General features: G+C 69.4%; 13 protein-coding genes. 6 read left to right on the top strand and 7 right to left on the bottom strand.

The genetic code is table 11. The annotated features are described in order from the left end of the window. Nucleotides 1–10: 10 nt before the first annotated feature. Nucleotides 11–457, bottom strand: coding sequence for a copper chaperone PCu(A)C (locus WS92_RS23315; protein WP_059933961.1), 447 nt, complete (start codon nucleotides 455–457; stop codon nucleotides 11–13). Nucleotides 458–483: 26 nt separating this feature from the next. Next, the gene (locus WS92_RS23310; RefSeq protein ID WP_059934125.1) at nucleotides 484–1,143 is read right to left on the bottom strand and encodes an SCO family protein; all 660 of its coding nucleotides are present in this window, start codon (nucleotides 1,141–1,143) and stop codon (nucleotides 484–486) included. A 419-nt stretch (nucleotides 1,144–1,562) separates the two neighbouring features. Between WS92_RS23310 and otsB the strand changes: the two genes are divergently transcribed. Together otsB and otsA are read left to right on the top strand one after the other, a co-directional pair. Further along, on the top strand, nucleotides 1,563–2,372 hold the full coding sequence (gene otsB, locus WS92_RS23305) for a trehalose-phosphatase (RefSeq protein ID WP_082743903.1): 810 nt from the start codon (nucleotides 1,563–1,565) through the stop codon (nucleotides 2,370–2,372). Continuing rightward, nucleotides 2,369–3,745: an alpha,alpha-trehalose-phosphate synthase (UDP-forming) gene (gene otsA, locus WS92_RS23300; RefSeq protein ID WP_006025830.1), complete on the top strand. Its 1,377-nt coding sequence runs from the start codon at nucleotides 2,369–2,371 to the stop codon at nucleotides 3,743–3,745. The genes otsB and otsA overlap by 4 nt, the downstream gene beginning before the upstream one ends. A gap of 47 nt (nucleotides 3,746–3,792) precedes the next feature. On the opposite strand, the gene WS92_RS23295 is transcribed toward otsA, so the two are convergent. After that, nucleotides 3,793–5,658 carry an ABC transporter ATP-binding protein gene (locus WS92_RS23295; RefSeq protein WP_015602293.1) on the bottom strand — a complete coding sequence of 622 codons (1,866 nt, stop codon included), beginning with the start codon at nucleotides 5,656–5,658 and terminating at the stop codon, nucleotides 3,793–3,795. A 558-nt stretch (nucleotides 5,659–6,216) separates the two neighbouring features. Between WS92_RS23295 and WS92_RS23290 the strand changes: the two genes are divergently transcribed. From WS92_RS23290 to WS92_RS23280, 3 genes are all read left to right on the top strand, one after another. Beyond that, complete coding sequence (locus WS92_RS23290) at nucleotides 6,217–7,281, top strand: glycosyltransferase family 4 protein (RefSeq protein ID WP_009913136.1); 1,065 nt, start codon at nucleotides 6,217–6,219, stop codon at nucleotides 7,279–7,281. A 296-nt stretch (nucleotides 7,282–7,577) separates the two neighbouring features. Continuing rightward, the gene (locus tag WS92_RS23285) at nucleotides 7,578–8,480 is read left to right on the top strand and encodes a hypothetical protein (RefSeq protein WP_015600968.1); all 903 of its coding nucleotides are present in this window, start codon (nucleotides 7,578–7,580) and stop codon (nucleotides 8,478–8,480) included. Between the two features lie 55 nt (nucleotides 8,481–8,535). After that, nucleotides 8,536–8,997 carry a DUF2214 family protein gene (locus WS92_RS23280; RefSeq protein ID WP_006025834.1) on the top strand — a complete coding sequence of 154 codons (462 nt, stop codon included), beginning with the start codon at nucleotides 8,536–8,538 and terminating at the stop codon, nucleotides 8,995–8,997. 33 nt (nucleotides 8,998–9,030) lie between these two features. Here the strand turns inward: WS92_RS23280 and WS92_RS23275 are convergent, their stop codons facing one another. The 4 genes from WS92_RS23275 to pdxY all read right to left on the bottom strand — a co-directional run bounded on the left by WS92_RS23275 (nucleotide 9,031) and on the right by pdxY (nucleotide 15,494). Continuing rightward, nucleotides 9,031–10,203, bottom strand: coding sequence for an NAD(P)/FAD-dependent oxidoreductase (locus WS92_RS23275; protein WP_059933958.1), 1,173 nt, complete (start codon nucleotides 10,201–10,203; stop codon nucleotides 9,031–9,033). A gap of 98 nt (nucleotides 10,204–10,301) precedes the next feature. Then, nucleotides 10,302–11,450 (bottom strand): branched-chain amino acid ABC transporter substrate-binding protein, encoded by a 1,149-nt coding sequence (locus tag WS92_RS23270; RefSeq protein ID WP_059933955.1) that lies wholly within the window; start codon nucleotides 11,448–11,450, stop codon nucleotides 10,302–10,304. 615 nt (nucleotides 11,451–12,065) lie between these two features. Continuing rightward, nucleotides 12,066–14,168, bottom strand: a complete 2,103-nt coding sequence (locus WS92_RS23265) for a phosphocholine-specific phospholipase C (protein ID WP_015600326.1) — start codon at nucleotides 14,166–14,168, stop codon at nucleotides 12,066–12,068. A 462-nt stretch (nucleotides 14,169–14,630) separates the two neighbouring features. Continuing rightward, nucleotides 14,631–15,494 (bottom strand): pyridoxal kinase PdxY, encoded by an 864-nt coding sequence (gene pdxY / locus WS92_RS23260; RefSeq protein ID WP_006025838.1) that lies wholly within the window; start codon nucleotides 15,492–15,494, stop codon nucleotides 14,631–14,633. A gap of 207 nt (nucleotides 15,495–15,701) precedes the next feature. Here pdxY and WS92_RS23255 point away from each other — a divergent pair, with 207 nt between their 5' ends. Continuing rightward, nucleotides 15,702–16,838, top strand: a complete 1,137-nt coding sequence (locus WS92_RS23255; RefSeq protein ID WP_059933953.1) for an alpha/beta fold hydrolase — start codon at nucleotides 15,702–15,704, stop codon at nucleotides 16,836–16,838. Nucleotides 16,839–16,927: the final 89 nt, after the last annotated feature.

Here is a 16,927-nt window from a genome sequence, read left to right as displayed (position 1 = left end):
CGCGCGGAGCTTACTTGGCGGCCGCGGGCGACTTCACGGCGAACGGCGCGTCGAGCTGCTCGCCGTCGGAGAACTGCATCCGCAGGTGCACGGTGTCGCCCGGCTTGATCGCGCGCTTCGGCTCTTCGAGCATGAAGTGATAGCCGCCCGGCGCGATGTCGACCTTGCCGCGCGCGGGGATCGTCAGCTTGTCGACCATCTCCATCTTCTGCGTCGAGCCGTTCGACACGGTCTGGTGCAGCATCGTCATCCCGTACTCGGGGCTGTCGACGTCGACGAGATCGATCGGCTTGTCGCTCGCGTTGACGAGCGTCACGTAGCCGGCGGCGGGCAGTTTGTTCGGCAGCCAGCGCACCCACGCGTTCTGCGCGCTGATCGAAGCGGCGCCGGCCGCGTGTGCGTTCAGGCTGAGCGAAAGGGCGGCGAGCGCGGCGAGGAGGGGCGGTTTGAGCGTCATCGGCTTGGCGGTAAGTGGGTTCCGGTTCAGGAACGGTTGGCGATGATCCGGCGCAGATCGGCGGCGATCGCGTCGGGGGAATCCTGGTCGGTCGCGAGCAGGCGCGCGCGGCCTTGCGCATCGAACACGTAGACGGCCGAGCTGTGCGTGACTTCGTAGCTGCCGTTCGGGTCGCGCTTTTCCATCTGATACGCGACGCGATAGCGCTTCGCGAGCGACTCGATTTGCCGCTCGCTGCCCGTGAGCCCGTACGCGTGCTCGGCGTCGAACGCGCCGACGTAGTCGCGCATCGCGGCGGGCGTGTCGCGCGCCGGGTCGACCGACACGAACAGGATGCGCACGTCGCTACGCGCGTCGGGGCCGAGCAGCGCGAGCACCCGCATCAGGCGCGTCATCGTTTCGGGGCACACGTCCGGGCAGTGCGTGTAGCCGAAGTAGACGAGCGCGGCGCGGCCGCGGAACGCGGACGCGTCGATCGGCTTGCCGTCCTCGCCCGTGAGCGAGAACGTCAGGTCGGGCAGGTGGCCTGTCACGTTCGTCAAGCGCCACGGCTCGCCGCGCGGCGTGCAGCCGGCGAGCGCGGCCGCCGCCGCGCAGGCGGCGGCGAAGCGGAGAAGGCGCATGCGGCGTGCGCCAGCCGGCGGTGAGGCGGCCTGCGCGCGCGCCGCGAAAAAAGGAAACGGCATCGGCGAATTCGGTTCGAAGCAATCGTGCGCGACGGCCACGCGCGGCGTCGGGTGCCGCGGCACGGGGCTTGCGGCGCCGGCTGCGGTCGAGGGCGCATCGATCGCGCCGCGCTTTCGGCGCATCGCCCATCGCGGCGCGCGCGTCAGGCCCGGCCACGGGCACCGGCACCGGCACCGGCACCGGCACCGGCACCGGCACCGGCACCGGCACCGGCACCGGCACCGGCACCGGCGGATCGGCGTCGCGCCGTGTCGCGCTATATCGGTTGGCGATTGCGACTGTAGCGCAATTTGATCCGGATCGTCTTTTCGAAACGCGCGCGGCGCACCGAACCGGGGCAAAATGTCGCAGCGGCGCGGCATGCCGGCCGCGCGCCACGGGCCCGCGCTTTTGTTCATCGCGCACGAGGCGCGGTAAGATGCGCACATTCGCCCGGCGGGCGCGCCCGCCGGCAGCCATTCTCTTCAGCGAATCGATGCAATCCATCCCGCTTTCCCTTCCGCTCGCCCGCACCGCGTTCTTCTTCGACTTCGACGGCACGCTCGTCGATCTCGCGCCGACGCCCGACGCGATCCGGGTGCCGCCCGACGTGCCCGCGCTCGTCGACGCGCTGCGGCGGCTGTCGCACGGCGCGGTCGCGATCGTGTCGGGGCGCGGCATCGACAGCATCGACGCGTACCTCAACCTGCCGGATCTGCCGGTGGCGGGCCTGCACGGCGCCGAACGGCGCGACGCGAACGGCGACACGCAGCGGATCGGCTTCGACGATCCGCGTCTGTTGCGCATCGAGCGCGAGCTCGCGGCGGTCGTCGATCGCCATCCGGGCATGCTGCTCGAGATCAAGGGCGCGGCGCTCGCGCTGCACTTTCGCAACGCGCCCGAACGCGAAGGCGTTGCGCGCGCGGCGGCCGAGCGGCTCGTCGCCGACTATCCGGACGCGTACGTGCTGCAGCCGGGCAAGATGGTGTTCGAGATCAAGCCGAGGGGCGTCGACAAGGGGCGCGCGGTCGCCGCGTTCCTGAACGAGCCGCCGTTCGCCGGCCGCATGCCTGTCTTCGCCGGCGACGATCTGACCGACGAGCAGGGCTTCGCCGTCGTCAACGCGAACGGCGGGCTGTCGATCAAGGTCGGCGCGGGCGACACGACGGCGCGCGCGCGCATCGATTCGGTCGCCGCGTTCCGCGAGCAGCTCGCGCGCTGGATCGACGCGGGGCGCGCGCCCGCATGAGCCGTCTCATCATCGTCTCGAATCGGGTCGCGCCGATTTCGGAAGGGGAGCCCGCCGCGGGCGGTCTCGCGATCGGCGTCTACGACGCGCTGAAGGAAACGGGCGGCATGTGGTTCGGCTGGAGCGGCGAGGTCGTCGCGTCGGGCGCGCCGCAGATTCGCGTCGAGGAGCACGGCCCCGTCACGTTCGCGACGATCGGGCTGTCGCGCCGCGACTACGATCAGTACTACCGGGGCTTCTCGAATGCGACGCTGTGGCCCGCGTTCCATTACCGCGCGGACCTGATCCAGTTCGACCGCCACGAGTTCGAGGGCTATTCGCGCGTGAACGTGTGGCTCGCGCAGCAGCTCGTGCCGCTCTTGCGCGACGACGACGTGATCTGGGTGCACGACTATCATCTGATCCCGTTCGCGCAGGCGTTGCGCGCGGCCGGCGTGAAGAACCGGATCGGCTTCTTCCTGCACATTCCGTTTCCGGCCGCGCAGGTGCTCGTCAACGTGCCGCCGCATCGCGAGCTCGTCGAGGCGCTGTGCTCGTTCGATCTGCTCGGCTTCCAGACCGACACCGATCTGCGCGCGTTCTTCGAGTACGTCGAATGCGAGGCGGGCGGCGCGGTCGACCGCGCCGCGCATCCGGCGCGCGTCGAGGCGTTCGGGCGCACGCTGCGCGCGGCCGCGTATCCGATCGGCGTCTATCCGGACGAGATCGCCGCGCTCGCGAAGGCGGGCGAGAACGGCCGCGCGGTGAAGTCGCTCGCGGCGTCGCTGCGCGGGCGGCAGCTCGTGATGAGCGTCGACCGGCTCGATTACTCGAAGGGGCTCGTCGAGCGCTTTCGCGCGTTCGAGAAACTGCTCGAGCACGAGACGTCGTTTCGCAACCACGTGTCGTTCCTGCAGATCGCGCCGTCGACGCGCGCCGACCTGCGCGCGTACCAGGACATCCGCCGGCAGCTCGAGGGCGAATCGGGACGCATCAACGGCCGCTTCGCCGAGCTCGACTGGGCACCGATCCTCTATATCCACCGGCAGTACGAGCGGCCGGTGCTCGCCGCGCTGTACCGGCTCGCGCGCGTCGGGTACGTGACGCCGCTGCGCGACGGGATGAATCTCGTCGCGAAGGAGTACGTGTCGGCGCAGGACCCGGACGATCCCGGCGTGCTCGTGCTGTCGCGCTTCGCGGGCGCCGCGTGCGAACTGACGGGCGCGCTGATCGTCAATCCGATCGATATCGGCGGGATGGCCGATGCGTTGTCGCGCGCGCTGTCGATGCCGCTCGCCGAGCGGCGCGCGCGTCACGCCGACATGCTCGCGCGGCTGCGCGAGAACAACGTGTCGGTGTGGCGCGACAACTTCTTGCGGGATCTCGGGCGGTAGCGCACGGCGACGGGCGACGGCCCGGGTCCTCTGCGGCGCGCGCGGCGCTACGCGACGCGTTCGTCGTCCGACGCAGACGAATCGTCGCCGCCGTTGCCGTTGTCTTCGGCGGGCGCCGGCGCGGCCTGGTGCCGGCCGTGCTGCTTCGCGAGCAGATCGCGGTACAGGCCCGGGCGCTCGCGCAGCACGTCGGGGCTGCCGTCGTCGATCACCTTGCCCGCGCTCATCACGATGATCCGGTCGAAGTTGCGCAGCGTCGACAGCCGGTGGGCGATCGCGATCACTGTGCGGCCCGTCATCAGCCGGTCGAGGGCGGCCTGGATCGCTTCCTCGGACGCGCTGTCGAGCGCCGACGTCGCCTCGTCGAGCAGCAGGATCGGCGCGTCCTTCAGGATTGCGCGCGCGATCGCGATCCGCTGCCGCTGGCCGCCCGACAGCTTCACGCCGCGATCGCCGACGATCGTCTCGAAGCCCTCGGGCATCGCCTCGATGAACTCGGTGCAGCGCGCGTCGCGCGCGGCGGCGAGCACTTCCTCGCGCGTCGCGTCGGGCCGGCCGTACGCGATGTTCTCGTAGATCGACCGGTGAAAGAGGGAGATGTCCTGCGGCACGAGCGCGATCGATTGGCGCAGGCTCTCCTGCGTGATCGAGCCGAGGTCCTGGCCGTCGACCCGGATCGCGCCATGCTGGATGTCGTAGAAGCGCTGCAGCAGCGCGAGCACGGTCGATTTGCCCGCGCCCGACTTGCCGATCAGGCCGACGCGCTGGCCGGGCTCGATGTGCAGGTCGAAGTGGTCGAGGATCGGCCGGCGGTGCGGATACGCGAACGTCACGCGCTCGAAGTCGACGCGGCCGCCGCGCGGCGCAAGCGCGATCGCGTCCGAGCGGTCGGGCATCCCGTGCGGCTCGAGGAGCGTCTTCACCGCCTCGGCGAGACGCGCGACGTGTTGCGTGACGTCGACGAGCGCGACGGCGAGGTCGCGCGTGCCGTGCAGGATCGTGAAGCCGAGCGAGCTGACGAGCACGATGTCGCCCGACGTCGCCCGGCCCTGGTCCCAGAGCCACAGCGCCCAGCCGAGAAGGCCCGCCGACAGCATCGCGGTGATCACCGCGTGCAAGAGGCGCAGCTTCTCGAGGTAGAGCAGGCTCTGCTGGCGCGCGTCCATCTCGGCCTTCACGGTCGCGGAAAAGCGCTTCTGCTCGCGCAGCGTCATCCCGAACGCGCGCACGAGCCCCATGTTGCCGATCACGTCGACGAGCTCGCCGTCGACAGCCGCCGCCTTCGCCGCGAAGCGGTGGTGGCGCATCGAGCCGCGCTTGGCGAGCTTGAACAGCACGATCGCGAGCACGCCCGAGCACGACAGCAGGCCGAGCGCCATCAGCGGATTGACGACGATGATCATCAGGATCGCGCCCATCACCGCGATGCACGGCGGCAGTACGTTCCACGCCATCGTGTTCTCCGACGTGTAGATCGCGTTCGACGTCGCGGTGATCCGGCTCGCGAGCGTGCCGGGCTGCTTCTCCGCGTAGTAGGTCTGCGAGTGCCCGCTCAAATACTGGAACAGATCGCGGCGCAGATCGCCCGTCACCGCGACGAACGTATGCGCGGCGACCCAGCCGCCGACGCGCCAGAGCAGGTTGTCCGCGGCGATCAGGCCGACGAGGAGCGCGAACGCGCCCCAGAGCGCGCCCGGATGATGGCGGCCGGCCGCGAGCACGTCGATCAGGTGCTTGATCGCGTACTGCGAGCCGAGCGCGCAGCCGACCGCCGCGAGCACGCTGACGAGCACGACGACATGTGCGACCGGGTGCATCCGGATGTAGCGGAACAGGAACGCGAGCGGCCGGGCGGCGTAGCTCGCGAGCTTCGCGTTGTGGGCGTTGCGCTGGGCAGGGGTGAGAGCTTCCAAAATCAGTGCGTGTGGTGAAACGAGGGTTGAACGCCGCGTCCGAACGTCGCGCCGAGAAGCAGGCGAAAGCCGGCATTGTAATCAAGCCGGTGTGTCGCGCTGCACCCGAGTTGCATCGCGCCAGGGTATGCGACTTATTTTGGGATAAAATTTTACGTCTTGTGGCGCGTTCCTCTCGTCGACGGACGAAAACCGCCGCGCGCACGGCCTGTTGCCGCAGGGAGCGGGGCAGACGCAACTACTCTAAAACGGTCTTCACGTCGGAAGATTGGCAAAGTGTTGCGTCTTTGTAACAACGTAAAGACTTTGAAATGTTGTGCGCCGCACTGTTCGCGACCCCCGATAATCGACTCCGGGTTTGCCCCAGGTCCTTTACTGGAACCTGTCAACGGATTTCCCGCTGAAACGTTGATTGCCCGTGCGACGCGGCCTGCGAGGCAACGCAGCTTCAGTGTCGCGAGCCGGCTCGCCCGACGTCCAACCGACGTCGCGGCGGCGTTCGGCAGGCGGGCGATCGACCCGCTGTTTTACTTTTTGCCGATTTTTTAGGAGTTGCACATGCGAATCGCTCAAATCGCTCCGTTGCACGAAGCGGTTCCCCCGAAACTGTACGGCGGTACCGAACGGGTGGTGTCCTATCTGACCGAGGCGCTCGTCGAGATGGGGCATGACGTCACGCTCTTCGCGAGCGGCGATTCGCAAACCTCCGCGAAGCTCGCGGCCGTGTGGCCGCAGGCGCTGCGCCTCGATCCGACGATCCGCGACGTGATGGCGCCGCACATGCTGCTGCTCGAGGAAGTGCGCCGCCGCGCGGACGAGTTCGACGTGCTGCACTTCCACATCGACTACTACCCGTTCCCGCTGTTCTCGCGCCAGCCGGTGCCGCATCTGACGACGCTGCACGGCCGCCTCGACTTGCCGGAGCTGCAGCCGATCTTCAACACGTTCAGCGACGTGCCCGTCGTGTCGATCTCCGACAACCAGCGCATTCCGCTGCCGCAGGCGAACTGGCTGCAGACGACCTACCACGGTCTGCCCGAGAACCTGCTGAAGCCGATTCCGGACGTGAAGCCGAGCTACCTCGCGTTCCTCGGCCGCATCTCGCCGGAAAAGCGCGTCGACACCGCGATCCGGATCGCCGAGCAGGCCGGCATGCCGATCAAGATCGCCGCGAAGCTCGACAAGGCCGACCGCGCGTACTACGAAGAGAAGATCAAGCCGCTCTTCTCGCTGCCGCACGTCGAATATATCGGCGAGATCAGCGAAGCCGAGAAGGCCGAATTCCTCGGCAACGCGCACGCGCTGCTGTTCCCGATCGACTGGCCGGAGCCGTTCGGCCTCGTGATGATCGAGGCGATGGCGTGCGGCACGCCGGTGATCGCGTTCAAGCGCGGCTCGGTGCCCGAGGTGATCGAGAACGGCGTGTCGGGCTTCGTCGTCGAAGACGAGCTGTCGGCCGTCGCCGCCGTCAAGCGCCTGAACACGCTGCCGCGCGAGCGGGTGCGCGCCGCGTTCGATGCGCGCTTCACGTCGAAGGTGATGGCGCGGAACTACGTGTCGGGCTACGAAGAGCTGCTGCGCCAGAAGCGCCGCACGGTGCTGCGCGAAGTCAACGCAGGCTGACGCGCCGCGTCTTCGCCGCACGCGGCGAAGCGCCGCGCCGCGCTTTCGGACGCCGCATGTTCGAGCGATGCCCCGCCCGGGTCGACCCGGGCGGGGCATTTTGCATTCGGCGACGGGGTAGGCCGGCCGCCCTGGCGCGCCGCCCGCGATCTGTTGTATTCGCGCCGCGCCGCCGGGGCAGGAAACGACGCAATCCGGCGATTTGCGCCGCGCGGGCATCAGCCGGCCGAGTAATGTCCCTATAATGGCCGTGCCGTAAAATCAGGCCCCGGCAAGGCCGTCAAGAGGAGAGAGCTTTGGCGAGAACGAAACCCACGCGCGCGAACCCGGCTCCCGGCTCGGGCGTCATTTTCGCGTTGCGAGCCATCGGTCTCGTGCTGCTCGCCCGCTGGCTGTTCTCGATGTCGCTGATGGGCTATCGCGCGTCGCTGTCGGCGATGGCGTCCTCGCCGTGGGCGTGCATCAACGTCGTCCTCATCTTCCTGCTGCTCGTCTTGCCCGGCGCGCAGGCGCGCGCCGAGCGCCCGTTTCATCCGCTTCCGCAGTGGCTGCGCCAGGCGCTGCGCTTCTTCGCGCTGCTCGGCTTTCTGTTCGCCGTATGGTCGGTCGGCGTGTTCGCGGCGGCGGCCGGCTGGCGCCGCTCGCTGCACGCGCTGACGGTCAGCAACGGCTGGCTGCTCGCCGCGCCCGCGCTCTATGCGGCCGTCGTCTGGATGTGCCGGCCGCGCGCGCTGTGGCGTACCAATGTCGCTGCGCGCCGCTACGCGATCGGCCGCTACGCGATCTCGCTCGATGTGCTGACGCGCACCGTCGTCGTCTGGATGGAGAGCCGCAAGGTCGGGCAATACGATGCGCGCGAGCTGTCCGTGCGCTGGCCGAAGGGGGCCGCGCCGCAATCCTCGGCCGTCGAAGCCGGCGCGCCGGCGCAACCGGATATTGCCGCGCAACCCGTTGCGCAACCGGATGCCGCCGCATCGGCGGCATCGGCCGCATCGCGTGCTTCGGCGAAACAGCCGACGTCGGCGCGTCCCGCACCGCGCAACGGAGGGTGGCTCGCGCGGCCGAAGATCGAGCTGCTGTGGGATTCGCCCGCCGCGGTCGGCCACAACCGCCAGATCGTGATGCGCGCGCCGCTCGCGACGGAAGGGGACCGCGTCGCGGCGCGCGCGCTCGACGCGTCGCTCAGGCAGATCGCGTGACGCCGGCGGGCCGGCTCGCGCCGCCGCGCCCGCTTCGCCGACACAAGGAGGAACGATGCTGACCGTTCGATGGCTGCTCGCCGCCGTTCATTTGCTCGCGTTCGGTTTCGCGTTCGCGTCGATCGCCGCGCGCAACCGCGCGCTCAAGCGCGTCGCCGCGTCGCGGCAGTCCGCCGATCTGCCCGACGTGTTCAGGGCCGACGCGATCTGGGGCGTGTCCGCGCTCGTGCTGATCACGACGGGCATCGTCCGCGCGTTCGGCGGCTTCGAGAAAGGCGGCGACTATTATCTGCACGCGCCGCTCTTTCATCTGAAGATGGGCGCGCTCGCGCTGATCCTCGTGCTCGAGCTGATGCCGATGATGGGCCTCATCCGCTGGCGCGTGACCGCGCGGCGCGGGATGCTGCCCGACCTCGCGCGCGCGCCCGCGTACGCGCGGATCGGCCACGTGCAGGCGATGCTCGTCGCCGTGATCATGCTCGCGGCAACCGGAATGGCGCGCGGCGTCGGGCTCTGAGCGCTGGCCGTTCCCGCCGCCGCGCATTCTCCGTCAAACCACGTTCTTCTCGACGATCGGCCGGCCTTCGAGCACGCGCGCGAAGCCGAGCGGCGAAAGATCGAGCGACGTGTACCGCCCGTGCACGATCAGCTCCGCAACGCCGCGCCCCGTCGCCGGCCCCTGCTGCAGCCCATGCCCCGAGAAGCCGTTCGCGAAGAGGCAATTGTCGAGGTCCGGGTGCGGCCCGATGATCGCGTTCTGGTCGAGCACGTTGTACTCGTAGTAGCCGGACCAGCTCCGCACGACCCGCAGCGCCTCGAACTGCGGCACGCGGTGCGCGAGCGTCGGCCAGATCAGGTCGTCGAAGAGCGCATGGTCGACGTCGTCGAGCGGCAGGTCGTCGAAATCGCGCTCGGGCGGCGGCGCCGCGCCGCAAATGAACGATGCGCCTTCCGGCCGGAAGTAGACGCCGCTCGGATCGACGACGAGCGGGCAGCGCGGCAGCACGGCGGGCGAGCTCACGTTGAAGATGCTGCGGCGGCGCGCGCGCACCGGCAGATCGACGCCGACGAAAGCCGCGACCGTGCGCGCCCACGGCCCCGCCGCGTTGACGAGCGCGTCGCAGTCGAACGTGCGGCCGTCGGCCGTCAGCAGTTGCGTGACGCGCCGCCCGTCGACGCGCGCGCCCGTCACATCCGCGCTCACGTATTGCGCGCCGAGCGCGCGCGCCTTGCGGCGCAGCGCCTGCACGAGCCCGTAGCCGTCGAACCAGCCTTCGCCGCGCTCGCCGTAGCAGCCGGCCGCGAGGTCATCGGCGGCGAGCCACGGGAACGCCGCGGCGAGCGCATCGCGCGGCAGATAGCGGATCTGCGCGCCGAGCGACGTCTGCAGCGCGTGGTTCTCGCGCAGCGTCGCGTCGCCCGCCGGCGTCGCGAGAAAGAGGTAGCCGCCTTCGTGCAGATCGATCGACGCTCGTTCGCCGTCGACCGCGAGCCGCTCGCCGAGCGAGCGCAGGAACTCGATCCCGAAGAGCGACATCCGGATCGACAGCGGCGTCGAGAACTGCTGGCGGATCGACGCCGCGGACAGCGCGGACGACGCGCGCGCATAAGTCGGATCGCGCTCGATCACGGTCACGGCGATGCCCGGATCGAGCGTGCGCAGGAAGTAGGCGGTCGCGCTGCCGATGACGCCGCCGCCGACGATGACGACTTTCGAATGCATCGAAACTCCGTGGGTTGGGCGCGATGCGCGCCGTTCGGGAAAAGGGCCGCGCGCATGCAGCGCGGTGCACGCGGCCCGCTCGAATCACGGGCGGCCGATCAGCCCCCCTTCGTGACGATTGTCTGCCACGCGCCGTTCTTCACCTGATAGAGCGTGGACATCCCGCTCTTGAGCGAGCCGTCGCCGCCAAACGAGATGCGGCCGGTGATGCCCTCGAAGTCGATCTTCTTCAGCGCGGGCCGACAGCCGTTCGGATCGGTCGAGCCCGCCGCCTGCATCGCCTTGATCGCGGCCCACGTCGCGTCGTAGCCGAACTGCGCGTACGACAGCACGTCGACGCCGAAGCGCTTCTTGAAGCGCGCCTCGAAATCCTTGCCTTGCGGCAACTGGTCGAGCGGCCGGCCGTATTCCCACGCCATCGCGCCTTCCGCGGCGGGGCCGGCGATCTTGATGAACTCGGCGTCCTTCACGCCGCCGCCGCCGACGAACTGCGCATTCAGGCCGAGCTGCTTCATCTGCCTGGTGAAGTTCGCCGCGAGCGAATCGAGGCCGCCGAAGAACACCAGATCGACGTTCTTGCTCTTGAGGCTCGTGATCTGCGCGCGGAAGTCGACGGCCTGGTTGCTCGTGTATTCGCGCGCGACGATCGCGCCGCCCGCGGCCTTGACCGCCTTGTCGAACTCGTCGGCCTCGCCCTGGCCGAACGCGGTGCGGTCGTCGACGATCGCGATGCGCTTCGCCTTCGTCACGCCGACCGCGTAGCGGCCCGCGTTGCCGGCGTTCTGGCCGTCGGTGGCGATCACCATGAACACGTTCGCGAGCCCGCGCGAGGTGATGACGGGGTTCGTCGCGGCCGGATCGATGACGGGGATGCTCGCCTTGTCGTAGACGACCGATGCGGGAATCGTCGTCCCGGAATTGAAGTGGCCGACCACGACCGACACCTTCTTGTCGACGAGGCTTTGCGCGGCCTGCACGCCGATCCGCGGGTCGGCCTGGTCGTCCTCGACGACGAGCTCGAAGCGCGCGGGCTTGCCGGCGATCTTGACGTCCTGCGCGCGGGCGTCGTCGAGCGCGAGCTGCACGCCGTTTTGCAGATCCTTGCCGTAGCCCGCGTTGACGCCCGTGAGCGGCGCGGCGAAGCCGATCCTCACGGGCGTGTCGTCGGCGGCGCGCGCGGCGCCGGTTGCGCCGCACGCGAATGCCGCGGCGAGGGCGAGGGAGGACAGTGACGAGCGGAGTCTCATGTTCTTTCCTTGTAGCGATGCACGAACGGGACGCGAGTAGCGCGGATGCTCAGGGCCGACGCCGCGGCCCGCGTCGCGGGCTGCCGGAGCGGCGCCGGCTAACCGATTTATAGAAGGCCAAATTGGGCGAGTCTTGTCGATTTGCGGCGCATCGGGTGCGGATTTGTGCATAGTCGCGCGATGGCGGGAGCGGGCGCGAAACGGCGGGGGCGCCTGGATTCTGCAGACTGTTGGCGAAGTGCGCCGTGCGTGCATCGGCGGGGGCTCGCGGCGCATTGCGGCAGAACGCGGGGAATCGGGTTCGAGCGGGGAAAGCGTGCGCGGGAGACCGCGGGAGACCGCGGGAGACATATGGCGGGCGGGATGCGCTCCGCCGCTTTCAGGACGATTTCGTACGACGGATCGCCGGCGCGTGATCGATCGATCGCGGCATGACGCGGCGAGACGCGTCGCGCTGCGTGCGTCTCGCCGCGTGTTCGCCGGACGCGCGGGGCGATCGCCGCCCGAGCGCTCCGTCGTGCGCTCGCCCGCCGCACGACGGGCGACAGCCCGCGCCCGTCCCGTCGGCCGCGTGCGCCGCCGAAGCGACGCACGCGGCGTCGCTCGGACCGCCGCTCAGACCGTCGCGATCAGCGGATCGCTCGTGCTCGGCCGGCCTGTCTCGACGTGCCCCGCGAAGCGGCGCAGGAAGCCGTTCGGCGCGCCGTCGGAGACGGTCAGGTCGTACCAGTTGTAGCTGTCGCGCAGATCCCAGTAGTCGTTGATCCGCTGACCGGGCTTCAGCTCGTAGACGCGCGGGCTTTCCTTGCCGTACGCGTTCGCGACCGTGAGCCGCACCGCCGCGCGGCCGCGGTTCGACAGGCGCAGCGTGATGTTGCCGTTCGCGACGTCGTAACCGTAGATCACTTCCGGGTTCGCGGTGAGGCCGAGCGCGGCCGCGGTCGAGCCGCGGAACTGGCAGAGGAAGCCGTTCGGGCCGTAGACGGTCAGATCGTAGAGGCTCAGCGTGAGCGCCGTGCTCCACTCGTCGGACAGGCGCTTGCGCGCTTCGACCGTGTACGCCCACGGGCCGTCGAGCCGATTGCCGGCCGTCACCTGGAACGCCGCGCCCGCGCGGCCCGTGTTCGCGAAGGTCAGCTTGAACTTGCCGGTCGACTGGTCGATGCGGCCGAGCACGAAGAGCTCGTACGGCAGCGCGCGCGCGGCGCGCAGGCCCGCCTCCTGTTTCGGCATCGACTGCACGACGGGCGGCACCGGCACGTAGCTCGGGTGGCGGTTGCGATCGGGCGGCGCGTAGCCGCTCGTGTCGGGCAGTTGCGGCCAATTGCCGTCCGGGCTCGCGAAGTCGAATGCGGACGTGAGATCGCCGCACACCGCGCGGCGCCACGGCGTCACGTTCGGCGCGCGCACCGGGTAGCGATCGTTGAAGCGCGCCTCGATGAATTGCAGCAGCGACGTGTGATCGAACGTCTGCGAGCAGACCCAGCCGCCCTTCGTCCACGGCGACACGACGAGCATCGGCACGCGCGGCCCGAGCCCGTAAGGTCCGGCCATGTGCGTCGCGTCGCCCGCGAAGATCTCGCCCGCGGTCGACACCGTCGACAGCCCGTTGTCGCGCGACTGCGGCGCGAACGGCGGCGCGACGTGATCGAAGAAGCCGTCGTTCTCGTCGTACGTGATGAAGAGCGCGGTCTTGCTCCACACGTCCGGGTTCGACGTCAGCGCCTTCAGCACCTGCTCGACGTACCACGCGCCGTAGTTCGCCGGCCAGTTCGGGTGCTCGGAATACGCTTCCGGCGCGCAGATCCACGACACCTGCGGCAGCGTGCCGTTCTTCACGTCCTGCAGCAGCACGTCGAAAAGCGTGCCGCCCGCGCTCACGTTCGTGCCCGTGCGCGCCTTGTCGTACAGCGCGCTGCCCGGCTGCGCGTTGCGGTACTGGTTGAAGTAGAGGAGCGAATTGTCGCCGTAGTTGCCGATGTACGGATTCTGCGTCCAGCCCCACGAGCCCGCCGCGTCGAGGCCCGTGCCGACGTCCTGATAGATCTTCCACGACACGCCCGCCTGCTCGAGCGTCTCCGGATACGTGCTCCAGCCGTAGCCGGCTTCCTCGTTGCCGAGCACCGGGCCGCCGCCCGCGCCGTCGTTGCCGACGTAGCCCGTCCACATGTAGTAGCGGTTCGGATCGGTCGAGCTCGGGATCGAGCAGTGGTACGCGTCGCAGATCGTGAACGCGTCGGCGAGCTGGTAGTGGAACGGGATGTCGCCGCGCTCGAGATGCGCCATCGTCGTCGTGCCCTTGTTCGCGATCCAGCGGTCGTAGCGCCCCTTGTTCCATGCGCCGTGCGTGTCCTGCCAGCCGTGAGGCAGATCCTGCAGGAACTGCATGCCGAGGTTCGACGCGTCCGGATGGAACGGCAGCAACTCGGCCGGGCCGAGGAGCACCGGCTGATGGAACACCGACTTGCCGTTCTGCATCACGAGCGGGCGCGGATCGCCGAAGCCGCGCACGCCGCGCAGCTTGCCGAAGTAATGGTCGAACGAGCGGTTTTCCTGCATCAGGATCACGATGTGTTCGATGTCGCGAATCGTGCCGGTGCGGCGGTTCGCGGGAATCGCGAGCGCTTCGCGGATCACGGGCGGAAAGAGCTGCAGCGCGGCCGCGCCCGCCGTGCCGGCGGCGAGGCGCAGAAAGTCCCGGCGATTCTGATTCGTCATGTTGTCGCTTCCTTGTCTGGAGTGGGGCGAGACCGCCGGAGCGGCGGCGGCCGAAGGGAAGATGGTCGCGATGCGTGATGCCGTCTTGCGCGGCAGCGCCGCCGCGCAACGCCGCCGGGAGGATATCGGGGAAACGGTGTCATCCGGATGAACGTGCGCGGGCGTGCGCGTGGATGCCGGCGCGTGCGTTCGGGCGCGATGGCGCGCGCCGTGTCGATGCGGCGTGCGCGGCGGCGCGGCGGATGCGGTTCGGCGCGAGGACGCGAGTGGGCGGGCGATGGGCGCGGCCGCGGCTGTGGCCGTGAGGCGGGTGACGGCGGCTGTGATGACTGCGGCGATGGCGAGGACGGCGAGGAAAGCGGAAGCGGCGAGAACCGCGACGACGCTTTGCGCCGGGGCGGCCGAAACGCAAGCGCGCGATGGAGCGTGCGGATCAACACGCGGGCCGGCGCGCGCCGCGCATCAATCCGCGCCCGTGATCCACGCGCCGAACCACTCGCTCGGCTGCGCGATCTCGTCCTGCGCGGCGACGAGCTCGAGTTCGTAGCGCCGCGCGTCGTAGGTCGCCTTGACGACCGCGTGCACGGCGGCGAGCGTGTGCTCGAACGCGGCGCGCACGCTGTCGCCGCGCAGCCGGCGTGCGACGAAGATCGCGCTCGTCAGGTCGCCGACGCCGACCGGATGCCGCGGGAACGCATACAGCGGCCGCTGGCCGATCCACGCTTCGGTCTCGGTGACGACGAGCATGTTGAAACGGTCGGCGGGGCTGTTGCGGTCGTGCAGATGCTTGACAAGGATCACCTGCGGACCGCGGCGGATGATCGAGCGGCATGCGTCGACCGCCTCGGCGACCGTTTCGATCCGCTGTCCGGCAAGCTTTTGCAGCTCGCTGTGATTGGGCGCCATGCCGTCCGCGAGCTCGGGCAGCTCGGCGACGATGAACTCCTCGACGCCGGGCTCCGGCCGGATGCCGCCCGTCTGGCCCATCGCCGGATCGCAGAAGTACCACGCGTTCGGATTCGTCGCCTTCACGGTGCGCACGATCTCGACCGCCGCGCGCGCCTGCGCGGGCGAGCCGAGGAAGCCCGAGAGAACCGCGTCGCAGCGCTTGAGCGCGCCGATCGCGGCGATGCCGTCGACGAGCTGCTCCATCTTCGCCGCGTCGATCGCGCTGCCCGCCCAGTGACCATACTGCATGTGGTTCGACAATTGCACGGTGTTGAGCGGCCAGACGTTGACGCCGAGCCGTTGCATCGGAAACACTGCGGCGCTGTTGCCCGCATGCCCGTAGATGACGTGCGACTGGATGCTGAGGACGTTTTTCATGATCGAGTGTGCCGGCGCGCGGCGGGCCCGTCGGACTACGTCGAACGATACATGACTTTCCCGCATTCGCGGAAACATCCAGTAATACAGTGCCGGGGAGGCGTCAGCCCGTCGAAAGTAAAATGGCGCGCGGCTTGCACGGATGTCGGCGAGCCGCTTTCTTCATCGCTTCCTTTATCGCTTCATTCACTCTTCCCGGCTTCGACGATGCTCCAGATTCGCATAGTGTGGTTCACGCGGCTCGCCGCGATGTTCGCGGCCGCTGCGGCGGCCGCGGCGATGCCGCAGGCGCCGGCGTTCGCCGCTTTGCCGGTTGCCGCGAGCGCGCCTGCCGTGGGTGCGGCGAGCGCCGCCGCGCGCGCGAAGGCCGACGGCCCCGAGTACGGCGCCCAGTTGGAAGGCTTCGCGTACGCGTATCCGGTGCATCGCTACGCATTCACGTCGCAGCGCGAGACGCTGCAGATGGCGTATCTCGACGTGCGCCCCGAGCATCCGAACGGCCGCGCCGTCGTGCTGCTGCATGGGAAGAACTTCTGCGCGGGGACGTGGGAGCAGACGATCGACGTGCTCGCGAAGGCGGGCTACCGCGTCGTCGCGCCCGACCAGATCGGCTTTTGCAAGTCGACGAAGCCCGTGCGCTATCAATACAGCTTCCAGCAGCTCGCGCACAACACGCACGCGCTGCTCGAATCGATCGGCGTGAGGGAGGCGACGATCGTCGGCCATTCGACGGGGGGCATGCTCGCGGCGCGCTACGCGCTGATGTACCCGAAGGACACGCAGCAGCTCGTGCTCGTCAATCCGATCGGCCTCGAGGACTGGAAGGCGCTCGGCGTGCCGCCGCTGTCGGTCGACTACTGGTATGCGCGCGAGCTGAAGACGACCGCGGACAGCATTCGCCGCTACGAGCAGCGCACGTACTACGCGGGCGAGTGGTCGCCCGCGTACGAGCGCTGGGTGCAGATGCTGGCCGGCATGTATCGCGGACCGGGGCGCGACGTCGTCGCGTGGAATTCGGCGCTCGTCTACGACATGATCTTCACGCAGCCGGTGCTCTACGAGTTCGGCGCGATCAGGGTGCCGACGCTGCTCCTCATCGGCGACAAGGACACGACCGCGATCGGCAAGGACGTCGCGCCGCCCGACGTGCATGCGAGGCTCGGCCGCTATCCGGCGCTCGCTAAGCGAACGCAGGCGGCGATTCCGGGCGCGGTGCTATACGAATTCCCGGCGCTCGGCCACGCGCCGCAGATCCAGGACCCGGCGACGTTCCACAAGGCGCTGCTCGACGGGCTCGCGGACGTGAAGCCCGCCGCGCGCGCGGCGAGTTCGGCGAACGAGTAGGCGTTCGTGGCGGGGGCGGGGCCCGGACATTTGGACTTGGACTCCGCGCATCACCCCCATGCGGCCATCGCCATCGCGCCGCCCCCGCC

The sequence above is a fragment of the Burkholderia sp. MSMB1588 genome (genome assembly GCF_001546925.1).
In the GTDB taxonomy this organism is placed as follows: Bacteria; Pseudomonadota; Gammaproteobacteria; order Burkholderiales; family Burkholderiaceae; genus Burkholderia; species Burkholderia humptydooensis.
This window is presented reverse-complemented; position numbering and strand designations above follow the sequence as displayed.